This window comes from Bradyrhizobium erythrophlei, from assembly GCF_900129505.1.
In the GTDB taxonomy this organism is placed as follows: Bacteria; Pseudomonadota; Alphaproteobacteria; order Rhizobiales; family Xanthobacteraceae; genus Bradyrhizobium; species Bradyrhizobium erythrophlei_D.
Genome location: NZ_LT670818.1, coordinates 1 through 18757 on the forward strand (window position 1 = coordinate 1; position 18757 = coordinate 18757).

General features: G+C 60.3%; 16 protein-coding genes, 1 tRNA gene and 1 pseudogene. 3 read left to right on the forward strand and 15 right to left on the reverse strand.

Going from position 1 to position 18757, the window contains the following annotated elements:
* Positions 1–4: 4 nt before the first annotated feature.
* The 6 genes and pseudogenes from B5525_RS00005 to B5525_RS00030 all read right to left on the reverse strand — a co-directional run.
* Positions 5–392: pseudogene (locus B5525_RS00005) on the reverse strand (efflux RND transporter permease subunit); the annotation flags it as partial.
* A 4-nt stretch (positions 393–396) separates the two neighbouring features.
* Positions 397–1506 carry an efflux RND transporter periplasmic adaptor subunit gene (locus B5525_RS00010; RefSeq protein ID WP_079572718.1) on the reverse strand — a complete coding sequence of 370 codons (1110 nt, stop codon included), beginning with the start codon at positions 1504–1506 and terminating at the stop codon, positions 397–399.
* 116 nt (positions 1507–1622) lie between these two features.
* Positions 1623–2420, reverse strand: coding sequence for an enoyl-ACP reductase FabI (gene fabI / locus B5525_RS00015; protein WP_079563808.1), 798 nt, complete (start codon positions 2418–2420; stop codon positions 1623–1625).
* On the reverse strand, positions 2417–3631 hold the full coding sequence (locus tag B5525_RS00020; RefSeq protein ID WP_079563810.1) for an acetate/propionate family kinase: 1215 nt from the start codon (positions 3629–3631) through the stop codon (positions 2417–2419). Before B5525_RS00020 ends, fabI begins: the two co-directional genes overlap by 4 nt.
* A gap of 5 nt (positions 3632–3636) precedes the next feature.
* Positions 3637–4611 (reverse strand): phosphate acetyltransferase, encoded by a 975-nt coding sequence (locus tag B5525_RS00025; protein WP_079563812.1) that lies wholly within the window; start codon positions 4609–4611, stop codon positions 3637–3639.
* Positions 4612–4645: 34 nt separating this feature from the next.
* On the reverse strand, positions 4646–6850 hold the full coding sequence (locus B5525_RS00030) for a DUF3141 domain-containing protein (protein ID WP_079563814.1): 2205 nt from the start codon (positions 6848–6850) through the stop codon (positions 4646–4648).
* Between the two features lie 205 nt (positions 6851–7055).
* On the opposite strand from B5525_RS00030, the gene B5525_RS00035 reads away from it, so the two are divergent.
* From B5525_RS00035 to B5525_RS00045, 3 genes are all read left to right on the forward strand, one after another.
* Positions 7056–7502: a hypothetical protein gene (locus B5525_RS00035; RefSeq protein ID WP_079563816.1), complete on the forward strand. Its 447-nt coding sequence runs from the start codon at positions 7056–7058 to the stop codon at positions 7500–7502.
* A gap of 87 nt (positions 7503–7589) precedes the next feature.
* Entirely contained in the window at positions 7590–8390 is an 801-nt protein-coding gene (gene ppk2 / locus B5525_RS00040; protein WP_079563818.1) for a polyphosphate kinase 2, read from the forward strand.
* Between the two features lie 34 nt (positions 8391–8424).
* Positions 8425–8607: a hypothetical protein gene (locus B5525_RS00045; RefSeq protein ID WP_079563820.1), complete on the forward strand. Its 183-nt coding sequence runs from the start codon at positions 8425–8427 to the stop codon at positions 8605–8607.
* Between the two features lie 703 nt (positions 8608–9310).
* Here B5525_RS00045 and B5525_RS00055 read toward each other — a convergent pair.
* The 9 genes from B5525_RS00055 to B5525_RS00095 all read right to left on the reverse strand — a co-directional run bounded on the left by B5525_RS00055 (position 9311) and on the right by B5525_RS00095 (position 18756).
* Entirely contained in the window at positions 9311–9592 is a 282-nt protein-coding gene (locus B5525_RS00055; RefSeq protein WP_154072989.1) for a hypothetical protein, read from the reverse strand.
* 551 nt (positions 9593–10143) lie between these two features.
* Positions 10144–10341, reverse strand: a complete 198-nt coding sequence (locus tag B5525_RS43455) for a hypothetical protein (RefSeq protein ID WP_154072990.1) — start codon at positions 10339–10341, stop codon at positions 10144–10146.
* Positions 10342–10516: 175 nt separating this feature from the next.
* Positions 10517–10592, reverse strand: a tRNA-Lys gene (locus B5525_RS00060).
* A 170-nt stretch (positions 10593–10762) separates the two neighbouring features.
* Positions 10763–11341 carry a Spy/CpxP family protein refolding chaperone gene (locus B5525_RS00065; RefSeq protein ID WP_079563823.1) on the reverse strand — a complete coding sequence of 193 codons (579 nt, stop codon included), beginning with the start codon at positions 11339–11341 and terminating at the stop codon, positions 10763–10765.
* A 166-nt stretch (positions 11342–11507) separates the two neighbouring features.
* Entirely contained in the window at positions 11508–12791 is a 1284-nt protein-coding gene (locus B5525_RS00070; protein ID WP_079563824.1) for a TRAP transporter large permease, read from the reverse strand.
* Positions 12791–13360, reverse strand: coding sequence for a TRAP transporter small permease (locus B5525_RS00075; protein ID WP_079563826.1), 570 nt, complete (start codon positions 13358–13360; stop codon positions 12791–12793). The genes B5525_RS00070 and B5525_RS00075 overlap by 1 nt, the downstream gene beginning before the upstream one ends.
* A gap of 128 nt (positions 13361–13488) precedes the next feature.
* Positions 13489–14490 carry a TRAP transporter substrate-binding protein gene (locus B5525_RS00080; protein ID WP_079563828.1) on the reverse strand — a complete coding sequence of 334 codons (1002 nt, stop codon included), beginning with the start codon at positions 14488–14490 and terminating at the stop codon, positions 13489–13491.
* Positions 14491–14704: 214 nt separating this feature from the next.
* Complete coding sequence (locus B5525_RS00085) at positions 14705–16264, reverse strand: 2-isopropylmalate synthase (protein WP_079563829.1); 1560 nt, start codon at positions 16262–16264, stop codon at positions 14705–14707.
* A gap of 1109 nt (positions 16265–17373) precedes the next feature.
* Complete coding sequence (locus B5525_RS00095; protein ID WP_079563833.1) at positions 17374–18756, reverse strand: sensor histidine kinase; 1383 nt, start codon at positions 18754–18756, stop codon at positions 17374–17376.
* Position 18757: the final 1 nt, after the last annotated feature.

Here is an 18757-nt window from a genome sequence, read left to right on the forward strand (position 1 = left end):
TTGACGTTAATCCCCTGACGCTGGACCTCCGGCGGCAACAGCGACAGCGCGGTCTGCACCCGGTTATTGACGTTGACCGTGTTGATGTCCGGATCGGTGCCAAGCTCGAACGACGCGGTAAGCGTGTAGCTGCCGTCGTCACCGCTCGTGCTCTTCATGTAGATCATCTTGTCGACGCCGACGACCTGTGCCTCGATCGGCTGGGCGACGGTGGCGTCCACCACGGCGGAATTGGCGCCGGGATACATCGTCGTGACCGAGACCTGCGGCGGCACGATGTCGGGATACTGGGCCACCGGCATCGCGAGATAGGCCAGGGCGCCCGCGATCGTGGTGACGACGGCAATTACGATCGCCAGACGCGGACGGTCGACGAAAATTGCGGAGAACATCGAATCAGCTCCTGTCAGGCGCTGGCGGCAACGGTGTTGCCCGGACCGCCACGTCCCGGCGCAACCCCTGAATGCCGTCGACAATCACCTGTTCGCCGCCAGTCAGGCCCTGTTCCACAACGACACCGGTCCCGCTCGGACCGGCGGTCTTGACCCTGCGGACCGCCGCCTTTCCGTCGCTCACGATGAAGACGTAAATCCCCTCCTGATCAGAAATCAGTGCTGCCTGCGGAATCACGATCTTCTGCTCCGCAGTTCCGCTTTCCAGCACCACGCTGACTAGTTGGCCATCGATCAGCCCGGCCTCGGGATTCGGAAAACTGGCGCGCGCCAGAACCGTGTCGGTGGCGCGATCGACGGAGACGTCGACGAAGTTAATCTTGCCGGGTTGCTTGTACGCGCTGCCATCGGCAAACCTTAGAGCCACCTTTATTCCAGTGATGTCGACACTCTTGCCAGTAGCCTGGGCGCGCAGGAATTCGCGCTGGCTCACCGGAAACGTCACGTACATCGGGTCCTGGCTGACGATGACAGTGAGAGTTCCGCTCTGCGGGCCTACCACATTGCCTTTCGTTATATTCGTCTTGCCGATCTTGCCGGTGATCGGTGAAGTGATACTGGCATAGCCGAGGTTGATCTTGGCCGTCTGAAGATTGGCTTCGTCGACCAGTATTGCGCCCTGCGCCGACTGATCGGACGCGAGCGCCTGGTCGCGGGCAACCGCAGTACCGGAGTTCTTCGCCAACAGATCCTCCGCACGCTGCAACTGCACTTCAGTCAGTACCTTGGCGGCCTTGCTCTTTGTCAATTCACCCTCGGCCTGTTCGACGGCCGCCTGAAAGAGCCCTTTCTCGATGCCGTAGAGCGGCGCTCCTTCCTTGACGAACTCGCCCTCCTTGAACGCGATATCTTCGAGATACCCGGTGATGCGCGCTTTCACCTCGACCCGCTGAATCGCTTCAACGCGTCCGACGAAGTCCAGTGTCTTGGTAACCGGCTTGCGTTCGGCTATAATCACTCCAACGGGAATAGCCGCCGGCGTCTCGGCCGATTGAGCGTTCGCGGGAGATGAAATCCCCCACAACGCCAACAACATGCAGGCTATCAAGCGCATCACATCCTCCCATTTGCCGGTCATGCGCTGCTAACGGCCTCGCAGCCGGTTAGCATGACGATGCATTTTCGATCCAAGCTACATCGAAAAGCGCAGCCGTCAATCGGCGGCCCTGTTCAATCAATGATGTGGTAGCCACCATCGATGTAAATCGTGTCGCCCGTCATCAGCTTCGCGCCGTCGAGCGCGAGGAAAGCAACCGCCTTCCCGACGTCGTCGATGCTCACCAGGCTTCGTGCGGGCGCCTTGGACTGCGCTTTGGCCATCAGTTCGTCAAACTCGGGAATTCCCGAGGCTGCGCGCGTCGCCAGCGGGCCGGGCGAAATCGCGTGAACCCGAATGCCCTTGGGGCCGACCTCGGCGGCGACATATCGAACGGCGCATTCCAGTGCCGCCTTGGCAACGCCCATGATGTTGTAGTTTTCGACTACCATCTGGCTGCCGTAATAAGTCATCGTGAACATCGTGCCGCCGTTCTTCATCAACGGCTCCGCCAGATGCGCCATGCGGAGGAACGACCAGCATGAGACATCCATGGTCGCCAGGAAGCCGTCACGTTGGACATCGATCACTCGTCCGTGGAGAGCCTCCTTGGGCGAGAACGCGATCGAGTGAACAAGAAAATCCAGTTGCCCCCAGTCCTTTTCAATTCGCTCGAACACGGCCTCGGTCTGTCCGGCAATCCCGACGTCCATGGGCATGAAGATAGACGATTCGAGCGCGCTCGCGAGCGGCTGCACGTGCTTCTTCGCCTTTTCATTCAAGTAGGTGACGGCCAGGTCGGCGCCCAGCGCGCGGAACGCCTTGGCACAGCCCCAGGCGATCGATTGCTCGTTGGCGATGCCGACGATCAGACCCTTGCGGCCTTTGAGGGCTACCTTGGTCTCGGGATAAACGGGTATTGCTGAGCTCATGACACCCTCTCGTATTTTACGGACTTATCTGACTGATGCGACAGCACCGACCATGTGTGCCGGGCAATCATCAGCTCTTCGTCGGTTGGGATGACGTAAAGCGGCAGCTGGCTCTCACGCCCCGAAATCAGCAGCTTGTTTTCGGAATTCGCGGCCGCATCCAGGGAAACGCCGAGCCAAGCGAGCTTGCCCGCGATAGCCGCTCGGATCTGGGGCGAGTTTTCACCAATACCGGCTGTGAAGACGAAGCCGTCAATACCCTGCAGCGCGGCGGCCAGCATTCCCGCATTCAAACCCACGCGGTGCACGAAATAGTCGACTGCAAAGACCGCGCGCGGATCGCTGTTGCCTTGAAGTTCGCGCATATCGTTGCTTATGCCGGAGAGCCCCTTCAGGCCGCATTCGCGATAAAGGAAATTCTGCACTTCGCCCGGCGACATGCCTTTTTCCGAAAGCAGATAAAGCACGACGCCAGGGTCGAGTTGGCCCGGCCGTGTACCCATTGGCAGTCCGTCGAGTGCCGTAAATCCCAGCGTGCTTTCGATGCTGCGCCCCTGGTCGAGCGCGCACATCGAGGCACCGCTCCCGAGATGCGCGACGATCACTCGCTTGCCAGCGATTTCGGGAGCTACTTGCGGAAGAGCGCTCGCGATATATTCGTAAGAAAGCCCGTGGAATCCATAACGTCGCACACCTTCAGCATGCAACGCCAAGGGAATCGCGAAATGATCCGCCAGTGGGCCGTGGCCGCGATGAAACGCCGTATCGAAACAGGCGATCTGCGGCAAGTTCGGGAAGCGAGCGAGGATCGACCGGATCGGCGCAAGATTATAAGGCTGGTGGAGCGGCGCCAGCGAAATGTAGCGTTCCAGGCGCGCCAGCACGTCCTGATCAACAAGGACCGCCCTGTCGTAGTCCGGGCCTCCATGCACCACACGATGTCCGATCGCGATCGGATCGACTTTGAGTTCCTCGCGTAACCATCCGCCCGCTGTCGCCAGCGCGGTCGCCACATCATGCACGGTTTCGCTCTCGTAGGTACGGTCGACCAGCGCGGCGCCATCGACCGCAGTGACGCGCAGTCGCGGGCGGCTTCCGACTCCGTCCATCAGGCCCTTGATCTGGCGCATCAGGCCGCCGTCGGCACTGATCCCGAAAACCTGGAATTTTACACTCGACGAGCCCGCATTGGCGACGAGGATCGTGTCCATGACATTCACGCGGCCGCGACGGCTGAGGCACGACGGCGGGCGTCGGCATAAAGGACCGAAATCGCGCATGAGGCCATGCGGCCCCGGAGCGAATCCGCGCGCGAAGTGAGAATGATGGGAACGCGGGCGCCGAGAACGATGCCGGCCGAGTCGGCTTTTGCCATGAAGGTGAGATTCTTGGCGAGCATATTGCCGGCCTCGAGGTCCGGCACGACCAGGATCTGCGCCTGGCCGGCAACGGCCGATTTGATGCCCTTGATCCTGGCGGCTTCCTTGTCGATGGCGTTGTCAAACGCCAGCGGGCCGTCAAGCAAGGCGCCCGTGATCTGGCCACGATCCGCCATCTTGCAGAGCGCGGCGGCCTCGATGGTCGAGGGAATCTTCGAAGTGACCGTCTCCACGGCCGACAGGATCGCGACCCGCGGTTCGCCAAGGCCGATCCCCGCATAGAGATCGATCGCGTTCTGCACGATGTCGCGCTTGCAATCCAGGTCCGGGAAAATATTGATCGCCGCGTCCGTAATCCACAATGTCTGAGCGTAACCGGGCACATCGATGGCGAAGACGTGGCTGATCCGCCGGTCGGTCCGCAGACCAGTCGCCTTTGCGGTGACGCTGCGCATCAGTTCGTCGGTATGAAGGCTGCCCTTCATCAACAACTCGCCCTTGGCCTCGTGAATCAGCTCGACGGCTCTCGCCGCGGACGCCTCGCTATGAGCCGCATCGACAATCTCGAAGCGCGAGATGTCGAAATTGAACTGCGCTGCTACCCCCTTGATCTTGGCCGCCGGACCTACCAGGACCGGCTTGATGATGCCGGCGGCGGCGGCTTCGCAGACACCGCGCAACGAGGACTCGTCGCAAGGGTGCACGACGATGGTCACGGCCGACGGCACCTGCTTGGCAGCTGCAATCAGGCGTTCGTACTTCACATGGACTTGGGCCTGGCCTTCGCCAGCGTCGATCGGAACTACGCTCATGGCTCGACTCCCAATAGATTCGTTCGTGACCCGGTTACGAGGCCTTGGCTCGCTCCATTCTCGGAAACCCGGCATCATCGGCTTCGAAGAGTGCCGTCACGGTTTTCAGCCGTTCCGCGGCTTCGCCTGAGATTTCACCGGCAGCGCTCAGGACATTGCGAATGGCGGCAAGGCCCTTGCGTCGTTCGGCAACGTCTGCCGGCAGCAGTTTCGGGATCGCCGCCAGCGTGGCTTCCGGATCCAGCAGCAGGAGGAAGAATTGCTCGCGCGCCATCGCCTTGAACTGCGCCAGCGTCAGTCGCGCTCCTTCTTCGGTCAGGCGAATTCGGCGCAATGCCGCAACGCCGCGTTCATCGACGAAACCTCGCGCCATGCCGACATAGACCAAGCCGCGAATGGTGCACTCCTGAAGGCCGCCTTTGGCGATCTGCGATTTCAGTTCTGCGATGCGTTTGGCCCGTAGCTCGGCATGCAGCGGCGATTTTCCGGGCCTTCGAGGCCTGGCAACCGCCGGATCAATGCCGACAGCCGCCTGCAGCACGGGCGATCCGTACACGGCGAGGAAAATCTTCTCGGACAGCTTTTCCTGGCTTTCCCGCCAGCCGTCCAGCGCCTTGACGATCTCGCCGGAAACCTTTTCCTGAGCGGCAACCAAGGGATTATCGCCGGATACGGGCCTTCGTTGCTCGCGGACCTTTTTGGCAGCGTTTGCCAGCCCGGGCATGAACGGATTGGCGTCGGTGAACATTTCGTACGACATCCGAACCGGATGCCAGCGCTTCAGCCACTCCGCCACCTGCGGCGTGACCATGGCCTTGACGATCGGCTGCAGGAAGGCGCGGTAGAGCGACAGATTGATCTCCGAGACCCGCGCGGCGGTCGCGAACCTGCGCTCATCCTCCGGCGTGTTGCCGCCCATGGCGCGGATATCATCCAGCGTCCGCTGCTCGCAGCGCATGACCCACTCTCCCGATGCGAGATCGGGATTGGTGGTCTCGCCGGATTTACGCTCGAATGTCGCTTCGTAAAGCCCAGGAGGCAGCATATCGATCAGGTCGATATTGCTGGAGAACTCATTGTGCTCCTTCTTGGCCACACCGCCCGAAACGAAGATTCCGAGATGGCCGACCGTCTCATGGACGGTATAGACGATGGTCTGGCCGAACGACCTGATCTCATCGACATCGTCATAAAGATCGAGAATCCAGTCCAGCGCCTGCTGTGGCGGGGTGATGTTGTCGCCCTTCGAGCAGAACACCACGATCGGTGAACGAATGGTACGAAGGTCGACGGCAGTGCCGTCCGACATTTCGATGCGACCGGCTGCCAGCTTGTTGCCGACGAACAGCTCATCCACGATGAACTGGATTTCCTCGGCATTAAGATTGACGTGCCCGCCCCACCAGCGTTCGAACTCAAGGTATCGGGGCGCTTCGGTGTCGACCTTGGAATAGACGTTATACTGTTTGCTCCACAGCGTGTTAGCCGGATTCTGGTTCTCAAAATTCTGCACCAGCCAGCCGCCATCGAACTTGCCACCGCCCATGTCGCTGGTAAGCGCCGTCAGCCAGCTGCCGCCGAGCAGGCCGCCGGAATAGCGCATCGGATTTTGTCCGTGCACGCCCGCCCAATACGACAGCGGCGCGCCGGCAACGATGATCGGACCGAACAGCTCAGGCCTGATCGCAGCGAGAAGCATCACGGCCCAGCCGGCCTGGCAGTTGCCGATAACGCACGGCTTTCCGTCCGCCTGGGGATGTAAAGCAATCACCTTCTCAAGGAATGTCGCCTCGGCGCGGGCGATATCTTCAATGGTCTGCCCCGGCATCGGATCGGGCATGAAGCCGACGAAGTAGCAAGCATGCCCTGCTTTCATGGCAACGCCGATTTCGCTGTCCGCCTTGAAGCCCCCGATGCCCGGGCCGTGACCCGCGCGCGGATCCACCACCACGAATGGCCGACGGGTGGGATCGATTTCGACGCCTTCCGGTGGAATGATTCGCACTAGCAGGTAGTTGACCGGTCGCTCCAGCGTCCGGCCGTCCATCACCAGTTCGACTTTATAATCGAGGACGTTGGGGACTTTCTCGGCGAGATGGTCGCGATACTGGTTGCTGCGCTGGCGCATCACATCGCAGAGCAAGACGCCGCGCTGCGTCGCATCTACCATGTATTCGAAAGCGGGACCGAAAAGACCGAAGAGCGTGTTGCCCGATACCTGCTGATTGTCCGTCGACATTTTTCAGCTCCATCTTTTTCTGGCATACTAACTCTGCTCCTATTATTCACTCTCGCAAGACATTTGGTTGATCCACCTCAACAGAAACGCTCCACAAGTGAGTATTTTTTAAGCTGGGGAATTGGTACCCTCGACTGGTACATCGGTATGTCAAGAAGCGACAGAGAGGCTGACGTAGATACGACATCCTTCAGGAGATTCAATCATGTTGAACATCGATGAACTGCTGCCCACCGCAAAGGACATTCGGAAACAGTCCGCGCTCAAGGAAGCCGAGAAGGCTGACGAACACATGCGACTGATGGCCGCGGCCGAAGCCGAAAAGCAGGCTTTGATCGAAGAGCTCACCAAGCCCTCCGGCCTTACGGAAGACGAGAAGGTCAAACGCGCTTCGACCGTGATCCAGCGCGCCGTGAAAAATGGGCTTCACGAGGTCCAGGTCTACAGATTCCCCAATGTTCTCTGTACGGACCGCGGCCGAGCGATCAACCAGATGGAACCCGGCTGGGAAAACACGCTCACCGGAATGCCCAAGGAGATCTTTCACCTGTGGAAGGACTATCTGCAGCCGCGTGGTTACAAGATTGCGTATCAGATCATCGACTTCCCAGGCGGGGTACCGGGCGATATCGGCATCACGCTGAGCTGGTGACGAGGCCCGCTCGCCCCGCCTTTCGCGTGATCGGGCTGGATGACGTCTATTCTTTAGCTAATCGGGCGACCGAGCAGGGCAACGGCGATGGCAACAGACGAGCCGGATTCAAGGATGAAGCGCAAACCCTATGAAAAGGAGCTGCGCAAACTGCAGGTCGAGCTTTGCCATCTCCAACGATGGGTGACCACCAAGGGGCTACGGGCCGTCATAGTGTTCGAAGGACGCGATGCCGCCGGCAAGGGCGGAACAATCAGAGCTCTCACCGAGAAAGTGAGCCCGCGCGTCTTTCGGGTTGTTGCACTGCCCGCTCCTTCCGATCGGGAAAAGAGCCAAATGTTCTTCCAGCGATACATGCAACATTTTCCCGCCGCGGGAGAAATCGTCATCTTCGACCGCAGCTGGTACAACCGCGCCGGCGTCGAATACGTCATGGGCTTCTGCACCAGGCAGGAACACGAGCGTTTCCTTGCGCTTTGCCCGGAAGTTGAAAAATACATCGTGGACGCCGGTATCATCCTGATCAAACTCTGGCTGGAAGCCGGCATGGAGGAGCAGGAGAAGCGTTTCGCGGCCCGGATCGACGATCCGCTGCGCCAATGGAAATTGAGTCCGATGGATCTCGAATCCTATCGGCGCTGGTACGACTATTCAAAAGCGCGCGATATGATGCTCAAGGCAACCAATTCGAAGCATGCGCCGTGGTACGTCGTTCGCTCCGAGGACAAAAAGCGCGCGCGGCTGAACTGCATCTCGCACCTGCTGAAGACGATCCCCTTCAAGCGCCTGCCGCCGGAACAGGTTAAATTGCCGGAGAGATCCGACAAGAACCGGTACAACGATCTGGCGACTTTGCGGCGAATGAAATTCGTGCCTGAGCGGTACTAGGAAATCGATTGTTCAACGCGCAGAGGAGCTTTTAATGTCTGAAATCAACAAACTCTCGGTCGGAAAGCTGCTCGATAAGCTGCGCAGCGACGATGCGTCCAACAGCTCGAGGATTGAGCAGCTCGACGAAAAGATCAAGACGACCGACGAAGAGATACAGCGTTTGAGGGCAGCAAGAGCCCGCCTCAAGCGTGGCCAGCCGGCGAAGCGCGATTGATACATCTATAGAACTTTCATCGACTGAGTTGCGGGATCCGTCGATCTCCCTGGCACTGCGGCGCGCGGGCGGCGGTCCCAGGTCGTGCTGCCAGATCGAAACTTGCCCGCGATGACCATCAGGGCATCTCGTATGTTCAGTTCATCGGAGGCGACACTTCGCGGGATGAAGCCAGAAACAGCGCAGGCGTTAGGGATGCGACAGCAGGCTTGACCCTATCGATTGACCGCATCGGCTATGATTGCGCGATGTGATCACAGCAACGCTTCAAATTGATTCAGGTCAACGCACATTGGAAGGACTGCGCTTAGCAAGGAATTGATCAACCTGAGAAAGGAGATCAATCATGTCACATCGAAGCATTATCTCGATCGCAGCGTCCGCCATCATCGGTATTGCCTGCGTCGCGACTGTCTCCACTGACGCTTTTGCGTTCCGCGGAGGGCGGGCGGTTGTTGGCGTTGGCCGCGCTGGTGTTCATCACGCCGGCGTCTATCGCGCACCGGTGCGCCGCGCAGCGCGGGTGGGGGTCGCCGTGGGCGTTGGTGCAGCTGCCGCCGGTGCTTACGGAGCTTACGCACCACGATGCGGCTACCAACCCTACCCGCCCTGCTACTAGTGCCTAACGGCTCTCACGCGCGGCACCAATAGCCGCGCGCAGGGGCTGGATGAATTTATTGGTCCGCGAACGAGTTGATCCGACCTACCGAAGGCCAAGCAGCGAGCGACGATAGCCGCCGTTGCGGGCTTCCTCCCGACACACGAAGCTGCCCGTACTGTCCTGCGCGTAATGATTCTTCTGGCGTTTGGAGTAATAGATCCCTTTGCGGAAATCGAGCCAGACCACCGTGTCATCGGGGCAATGACGTTGCGCCTGGGCTTCATAGCGGAACGGGGTCAACGGTATGGCGACCGCCTTGGTCGAACCGGCCATGACGGCAAACGCCATTAGCGGGACGACCGCACACATCAGAGAAAGCCGCATAGATAATACCCTCCCTGCCCTCGCACCTAGCCAACGCTCACGTTCAAGCTTCACTGCTTCGGCTGCTTCCGCAAGGTCCCTTGAGCAATTTTTGTATCTTCGTGACAGCCGCCCCATTGCTGGCTCCGACGAACCCCTCCACTGGACGGAAAATAGATGACTGATGAGGGTGAGGCGACTTGCTCCGCCGCCAGGACTGCCATTCAACCGGGTGAATCTGCAGCGGCACTGCCAAATCCACATTGATCCACTCGTCCCCTCGATGTGTCGCCATGGGAATGCACACTCATTGCGCCGTATTTGGTGACGCGGAGTTCAGGATCCTGGTTGTAGGGCGCCGTCGAAGCAGGATGCCAATCGGATAAATGCTGGCGCTCCGATGCAACGTGCGGGGCGCGATCGGTGTCGTGGATGGCCCGAGCAACATTCGAGAGAAGACGCTCTCCGAAATCATCGATCCCAATCTTGCTCAAGACTATCCCATTTTTTGCCGGATGCGCCTGAGATAATCGATCGGGATAAGAACGCGACCTCGTATCAAAGCTTCCTGATCATATGGCGACCTGCCGGGACGTTGAATAAAACGCCCCGCCAATTTCACAAACTAAAAACGGGTTTTTCTGCGTTTCCCTTTCGATTGGGTGGACGCTTCGTTCATGCCACGTCACCGCTAGCGGCAGGATTTCGACCCCACGGCCTTTGCCGACGGTGGCGGTTAAGCTCGCCATGGATGCATAGCCGATTTTCAAGATGCCGCCATCTCTTCGCCGCACGGCCGAAGGGGTTGCCAGCTTTTCGGCGTCTTTTCCGTCCCGAGCGGGCCCGTGGAAAGCGGATAGAGAAGCCACCCGCCCGGGCGGTGCCAAATCAGTGCCTCGCCCAAAAGAGGCTATCTAGAAATTTGTGCTAAGTGCTTGAAAAGCTTGGTGGGCGCACCAGGGCTCGAACCTGGGACCCGATGATTAAGAGTCATCTGCTCTACCAACTGAGCTATGCGCCCGGAACCTGGCCCCGGAAAGCCTTCGCAAGAGGGCGTCGTTTAGCAAAGCGATTCGGCGATGTCCAGCAAACCATTGGGGTTTTCCCGGCCCTGTCGAGGGGGCGAAACGCGAAAAACCGCCGGATCCCGGCGGCTTTTCCTCGGATATTCGGGGATTGGCGGCCGCGCGGCTACAGCCGGCCGGAATCCCGATCGCCGTCGCGGTCCATATGATCCCGGTCGCCGCCGCGGTCCCGATCGCCGCCCATCATGCCATGCTCGAAGCCGCGATGGCGCCAGCCGCCGCCGAACCGGCCTTCCATATGGGTCAGGATGGCAAGTCGGCGCTTCTGGCCGTCGTCGAGCGTCTTGTAGAGCGGGTCGGCCGCATCGGCGATCTTCTTCAGCGCGGTCGCCGTGGTCGCCATGTTGTCGGCGCGTTCGCGCAGGCGCGCGACCGGATCGTCGGGCTTCTGCTGATCCTCATCCGGCTTTGCGTTCATCCGCGCATTGGCGCGATCGATTCGCATCTTGGCGAAATCCCGCACCGCGGTCTCCACCGGCGGCCACAGCTTCTCCTGGTCCGCGTTGAGTTTCAGGCCGGCGTGGACGGCGGCGATCCGCGCGTCGGTAAAGGCCGCCCGATCCTCGGGGCTCATTCGCATGTGCTGTATGTGCTCGTAAAACCACGGACGATGCGTCTGGGCATAGACCGCGGTCGAACCGGCGATGGCGAGCGCCGCGATGCCGGCAATGGCAAACTTCTTCATGTGAACCTCCTTTGAAGGTTACCTCAGAATGGGCGCGCGCGCCCACGCAATCAACTTACAGTTTGGACAGACATTAAAAAACTCTTACAAAGATGTGATCTCTTGTTTATCTGCATTTGCGCGTATTCCGATCGCAAAACCGGTGTCCACTTTTGCGGAATACGCGCTAGATCATTCCCAACAGCCGCGGCAGCCACAGCGAAATCTCGGGGATGTAGGTGATCAGCCCGAGGAACGCCAGCATCGCACACAGCCATGGCAACACTGCGACAGTGATTTCGCTGATGCCCATCTTCGCGATGCTGCTGGCGATATAGAGATTCAGGCCCACCGGCGGATGGCAAAGCCCAACCTCGGTGTTGACGATCATCAGCACACCAAGATGAACCGGATTGACGCCGAGCTTGGTCGCGAGCGGATAGAGGATCGGCGCCATGATCAGGAGGATCGACGAGGGGTCCATCACATTGCCCGCCAGCAGCAGGATCACGTTCACCACCAGCAGGAACATCCAGATCGAGAAATTCTTGTCGATGATCCAGGCCGCCATTTCCTGCGGGATCTGCTCATGCGTCATCAGGAACGAAAACAGCACCGCATTGGTGATGATGTAGAGCAGCATCGAACTCATGCTGGCAGCCTGCAGCAGCACCTTCGGCACGTCGGTGAGCCGCAGTTCCTTGTAGACGAACACGGTAATGAAGAAGGCGTAGACGGCGGCGACCGCGGCGGCTTCCGTCGGCGTGAAGATGCCGCCATAGATGCCGCCGAGCACGATACCGATCAGCAACAGCCCCCAGAGACTTTCGCGGAACGCGGTCCATTGCTGGCCGAGCGTCGCCCTCTGCATGCGCGGATAGCCGTTTCGCCAGGCCACGAACCAGGTCACCGCCGCCAGCATCAGCGCCAGGATGACGCCGGGCACGATGCCGGCCATGAACAGCGCGCCGATCGAGGTGTTGGTGGAAACCCCGTACAGCACCAGGATGATCGAGGGTGGCACCAGGATGCCGAGCGCGCCGGATGTCGAGATCACGCCGACCCCGAAGCGGCGCGGATAGCCGTGTTCGACCATCGCGGGCATCATGATCGAGCCGATCGCCACAACGGTCGCGACACTCGATCCCGAGATCGCCGCGAACATCGCGCAGGCGGCGACGCCGGCCAGGCCGAGGCCACCCGGCAAATGCCCGACCAGCGACGTCGTGAACGCGATCATCCGTCGCGCGACGCCGCCGCGGGTCAGGAAGGTACCCGCCAGAATGAAGAACGGGATCGCCATAATGCCGAAATTGTCGAGACCGGAAAACAATTTCAGTCCGACACTTTCGATCGGCACTTCCGTCATCGTGAACAGGAAGGTCAGCACGGTGAGGCCGAGCGAAATCGAAATCGGCATGCCCGTCAGCATCAGGGCAAACAGCAGCCCGAAAATAATGGCGGCGCTCATCACGCCTCTCCCAGCGCGATCGGCGCCTTTTCACTGACTTCGATGCCCTCGACATGAGTGGCATCATGATGCGGCAGCTCGCCGGTCCTGTAGTAGGTCCAGGCCACCTGCAGAAAGCGGAAACACATCAGATAGGAGCCGAGCGGGATGCAGGCGTAGACCAGCCAGCTCGGCAATTCGAGGTCGGGCGAGACCTGGTCGGTGCTCATCAATTCGATGACGAATTTGCCGCCCATGGTGCCGACGGTGGCCGTGAACAGGGCACCACCCATCAGGCCGAACAGAATGGTCCCCTTCCGCCAGCGGTCGTTGAGCCGGTTGATCAGGACGTCGACGCCGACATGGATGCCGGTTCGCACGCCGTAGGCGGCACCGAACTTCGCCATCCAGATGAACATGTAGATGCACAGCTCCTGCGCCCAGGAGATGTGGATCTGGATCAGGAATGGATAGAGGAACGATATGCCGGTGCCGAACCGGTGCACGACCGAAACGAAGATCAGCAACGTCGCGGCGCCCATCAACGCGCTGATCAGGATTTCCTCGAGGCGATCAAGGATTCGAAGCATCGCACCCCCCGTGCATCCGGTCCGACACCGGGCACATCGTTCTTATTGCGTGAAGGCGGCGCCGGTCGGTCCCCTGAACCCGGCGCCGCGCAATTATAAGCGAGTCCCCTCGAGGGCGCGCTCCTATGTCAGTGGCTGGCCGCCCCGATTTCCTTCAGGAACTCGTCGATCAGCGGCTGACCGACGCGGCTGGCGACGTCCTTGTAGACCGGCTCCATCGCCTTGCGCATCGCAGCGTCCTGCTCCGGCGTCAGCGCGATGATTTCGGTCTTGCCGGACTTCTTGATGGCCTCGAGCGCGTCGTCGTTTTCCTTCGCCGACTGGCCGTTGCCGAAAGCGGTCGCTTCCTTCATCGCCTTGGTCAGTTCGTCGCGAATGTCGGCGGGCAGGCCGTCCCAGAACTTCTTGTTCACGACCACGACGTAGCCGATATAGCCGTGATTGGTGACGGTGGCGTATTTCTGCACCTCATGCATTTTCTGGGTGTAGATGTTCGACCAGGTGTTCTCCTGGCCGTCGACCACGCCGGTCTGCAGCGCCTGGTACACTTCGCCGAACGCCATCACCTGCGGGATCGAACCCAGCGCGCGGAACTGGGCTTCGAGCACCTTCGACGACTGGATGCGGAACTTGACGCCCTTGTAGTCCGCCGGAGTGATCAGCTTCTTGTTGGCGGTCATCTCCTTGAAGCCGTTGTCCCAGTAGGCGAGACCCGTCATGCCCTTTGAATCCAGCAGCTTGAGCAGCCGCGCGCCCAGCGGGCCGTCGGTCACCTTACGCAAGGTGGCGAGATCGGGCAGGATATAGGGCAGATCGAACACCTCGAACTCCTTGACCCCGATCGGGCCGAACTTGGAGTTCGACGGCGCCAGCATCTGCACCGCGCCGAGCTGCAGGGCTTCGAGCTCTTCCTTGTCCTTGTACAGCGTCGAGTTCGGATAGACCTCGACCTTGACCTTCCCGTTGGTATATTTCTCGGCCAGTTCCTTGAACTTGTCGGCCGCCTTGCCCTTCGGCGTGTCGGAGGCCACGACGTGGCTGAACTTGATGATGATCGGCGACTGCGCCGAGGCCGGACCGACCAGCGCCAAAACCGCGACCGATGCAGCGGCCAATATCAACTTACGCATGTTACCTCCGCGTGATTTTTGGGGAACGCGCGCTCCAGCGCCGCTCCCGACCTTGTATGCCAGCGGAACCAATACAGAGAAGCCGGCCGGAACGCCATTGCGCTTTTAGGAGGGTTTTTTGCATTCTTCATAACGGTTAAAAACCCTGCTGCAGTGCAAAACGCGGCGCCGAGGGCGCCGCGTTTTCACATCAAATCTGCATTTTTTGCGGTAATCAGCTCGCCGCCGCCGCCGGCACGTCGCGCTGGCGCTTCATGACAATCTTGTTGAGCGCGCCGAGATAGGCCTTGGCCGAGGCCACCAGCGTGTCCGGATCGGAGGCCCGCGCGGTCATCGAGCGGCCCTCATGGGCGAGCCGCACCGACACCTCGGCCTGCGCGTCGGTGCCTTCCGTGACGGCGTGGACCTGGTAGAGCTCGAGCTTGGCCTCGTGCGGCACCAAAGCCTTGATGCAGTTGAACACCGCATCCACCGGGCCGTTGCCTTCGGCTTCCTCGATTTTGGTCTGGCCGTCGACGTTGAGCTTCATGGTGGCGCGCTGCGGACCGTGGGTGCCCGCGATCACCGTCAGCGAGGCCAGCTTGATGCGGTCATGCGCGTTGGCGATTTCCTGATCGACCAGCGCCTCGATGTCCTCGTCATAGATGTCCTTCTTGCGGTCGGCGAGCGCCTTCATCCGCACGAAAGCGTCTTCCAGCTGGTTGGCGCCGAGCTTGTAGCCCATCTCCTCCAGCTTGTGCACGAAGGCGTGGCGTCCGGAATGCTTGCCGAGCACCAGCGACGACTGCTTCAGCCCGACCATTTCCGGGCGCATGATCTCGTAGGTCGAGGCGTCCTTCAGCACGCCGTCCTGATGGATACCGCTTTCATGCGCAAACGCATTGCGGCCGACGATCGCCTTGTTGTACTGCACCGGGAACGAGGTTGCCGCCGACACCAGCTTCGAGGCCCGCGTCAATTGCGTGGTGTCGATCTTGTTCCACCAGGGAAAGCGGTCGTTGCGGACGTTGATCGCCATCACGACTTCCTCGAGCGCCGCATTGCCTGCCCGCTCGCCGATGCCGTTGACGGTGCATTCGATCTGCCGCGCGCCGCCGGCGATACCCGCCAGCGAATTCGCCACCGCCATGCCGAGATCGTTGTGGCAATGCACGGAGAATACCGCCTTGTCGGAATTCGGCACCCGCTCGATCAGCGTGCGCATGAAGGCGGTGTATTCCTCGGGCACGGTATAGCCAACCGTGTCGGGGATGTTCACGGTGGTGGCGCCGGCCCTGATCACGGCCTCGACGATGCGGCAGAGAAAATCCATCTCGCTGCGGGTGCCGTCTTCAGCCGACCATTCGACATCGTCGATCTGGTTGCGGGCGCGGGTGACGTTGGCGATCGAGGTTTCCATCACCTGCTCGGGCGTCATGTTGAGTTTGACGCGCATGTGCAGCGGCGACGTGGCTATCACCGTGTGGACGCGGCCGCGTTTGGCGAATTTCACGGCTTCGGCGCAGCGGTCGATGTCCTTGGGATGCGCGCGCGAGAGGCCCGCGATCACCGCGTTCTTGGAGCGCCGCGCGATCTCGCTGACCGCCTGGAAGTCGCCTTCCGAGGTGATGGGGAAACCGGCCTCGATGACGTCGACGCCCATGTCGTCGAGCATTTCGGCGACCTCGAGCTTCTCCTCGAAGCTCATGGTGGCGCCGGGACATTGTTCGCCGTCGCGCAAGGTGGTGTCGAAAATGATAACGCGGTCCTTGTCGGACTTTTTGACGGTGGCCATTGAAAAAATTCCTTGTAGCTGGTGCGCTGCTTTGGAGCGCTGAAGGGATCTGGTGATCTCGCGCAACCCCTGAGTGCCCAGGCGCAAACGCCCAGACGGCCCTCAGGGGCAGATAAGAAGCAGAAGCCCGCCAAGAAGCAGGGTGGGCAGGGACGCAGCCGGAATCGCTTCGGGACCAGCCGTGACGGCCGATTTCCCGTGAACTCCATACTTTTCGCTGCGAATCAGCATTGCCAGACCCTTTGGAAGTCCGATCCTCGGCCAAAACCATTGACGGTTGGTTAGCCTGCGAAGCGCTTCCAAGCCTCTTCTAGACGAGAAACGCGACAAGCCGCAACGCCAAAAAAAGGGTCAGGCGGAGGATGGTCAGGAATATTGACCTAATTTGAGCCATCCCTGGTGATAATGAGACCCATCAATCGTCATCGTAAGCGCCAGCTAAGCAGTCCATCGAGCAGCAAGAAAGAATGGATTGCTTCATCGGTAGCGCTCCCTTGCGCGAACGCTTCGCGTTTGTCGCAGGCAATGACGTTGGTCATATACGCCCCTTGATCCAGACAAACGTCCGCGATCTCGCGACGCGATGCGCCCGGGTTTTGCATGAACCTTGACCCTCGAAAACAAGGGCGCAGGGAATGCCGGGCGCCCGATGCGCCCGATAGCCGCGTGTGCAATGAGTGTGGTAAAACGCACACGCGTTAGTCAGGTCACACCGGCATCACCCGGCATTCCCCACGCAATGGTTTTACGGCTTATAACGCGCTCTCCCCGGTGACCGGGCTTTCTTGCCACCGTCATGCCTGAGAAGCTTGTTTCCCAGGAACTTGATGCCAGCGTCGGGGCATCAGGACCACACGCCTTCGCCGTTCGCAAGCCGCATCGCCCGTCAAGCGCGCACCCAGCGTCCACCGCATCCCGCTCCGCGTTTCGTGACGTTGCGCAACGCCCCTCAAAGGAGCGGGACGGCCAGAGTTATAAAGCTGATTTGGGTCTTCGGAAAATCAGAATATTTTTGCAAAAGGGGCTGGACAGAGGGGTCGATGAATTGCGCACGTGATTTGCCCGTCGGGTCGATTACGCCTCCCCTTTTACCGCTTGCGCGGACTGGTTCATTCACCCGAAGCTTTCCCGGTTGCGTCACCGGCAGCAAGGAAGCGGATCGAAAACTGAGCGCCACGCGTAAGCCGGTTTTCCACCGTGATCGTCGCAGAATGCAACTCGACGATACGCTGAACGATGGACAGGCCGAGACCCGTGCTGCCGGCCTTGTTGCGGTCGCGTCGCCAGAAGCGTTGAAAAATGAGCTTGCGTTCATCCTCGGCCACGCCCGGTCCCTGGTCGAAAATGCTCACCGTGCCGTTCTCCTCAACCACAAATTCCACGGTCGTTCCCGGAGCCGTGTGGTTGATTGCGTTGTCCGCGAGGTTCCGGATCGCTCGGCCCAGCATCTCCGGATTGCCCTTGACCCAGACCGGATCGACCTCACCCAGCAAGGCGATATCCTTGCCCTGCGCCAGCGCCAGAGGCGCCACAAACTCTGCGATTTCGGCGGTCACCGCGCGGAGGTCGGCTTTCTCGGCGGGATCGACGACGAAGGCATCCAGTTCCGCGATGTCGAGCAACTGGCTGATGATGTTGGCCATTCCTTCCACGTCCTGGCGCAAGGCCCGGCCCACTTGCTCGTCTTCAAGAATATCGAGGCGCGTTCGCAGGATACTCAAGGGAGTGCGCAGTTCGTGCGCGGCATCCGCCGTGAAGTCGCGCTGAATCCGGAAACCCTCTTCAAGCCGGTCCAGCGCGTGGTTGACGGCAGAGACAAGCGGGCGTACCTCGCGCGGAATCTCTTCGGTCGGCAAACGAAGACCGGTGCGTGTCGGTCCGATCTGGCTGGCAATTTCCGAGGCCTGCCGCAGCGGGCGCAGGGCCCGTCGGAAAATCGCGATGTCTGCGGCCAGCAGCACCAGAAGAATTGGCAGCGTGATCCATCCGACGTTCCTGTAGAAATCGGCGACGATATCGTCGATCAACACATCGCGGTTGGCCAGATCCTCTCCGGCCTGGATCCAGACGGTTTTGTCGCCAACGGTTTTCCTGATACTGGCGCCGGATACCGTGGCGTCGCCGCGCCGGTTCTGCAGGAACTCGACATCGCCGGTCTCAGCGTCCGAGGGAAACAGGGCGACGTGATCGGTGAGCGAAGAAAACAGAACGCGCCCCCGATCGTCGATCACGGCGTAGGAATAGCGCCCGTAGGGCTGCGAATAGAGCCCGAGCAGGTCGAGGGGAAGGTTCAGTTCGAGATTGCCATCAGGCCGCGCGGTCAGATGTTCTGCGACGGCTACGGCCTGCTCCTGCATCGCCTTGTTGTGGATGTTGTCCGTCGCATAGCTTAACAACCACGACAGCGCGAGCGACATGAAAATGGAGGTGATGACGACGGCAACGACGTGCAGGATCACGATCCGTGAAATGATCGACTTGAACCTGAGCACG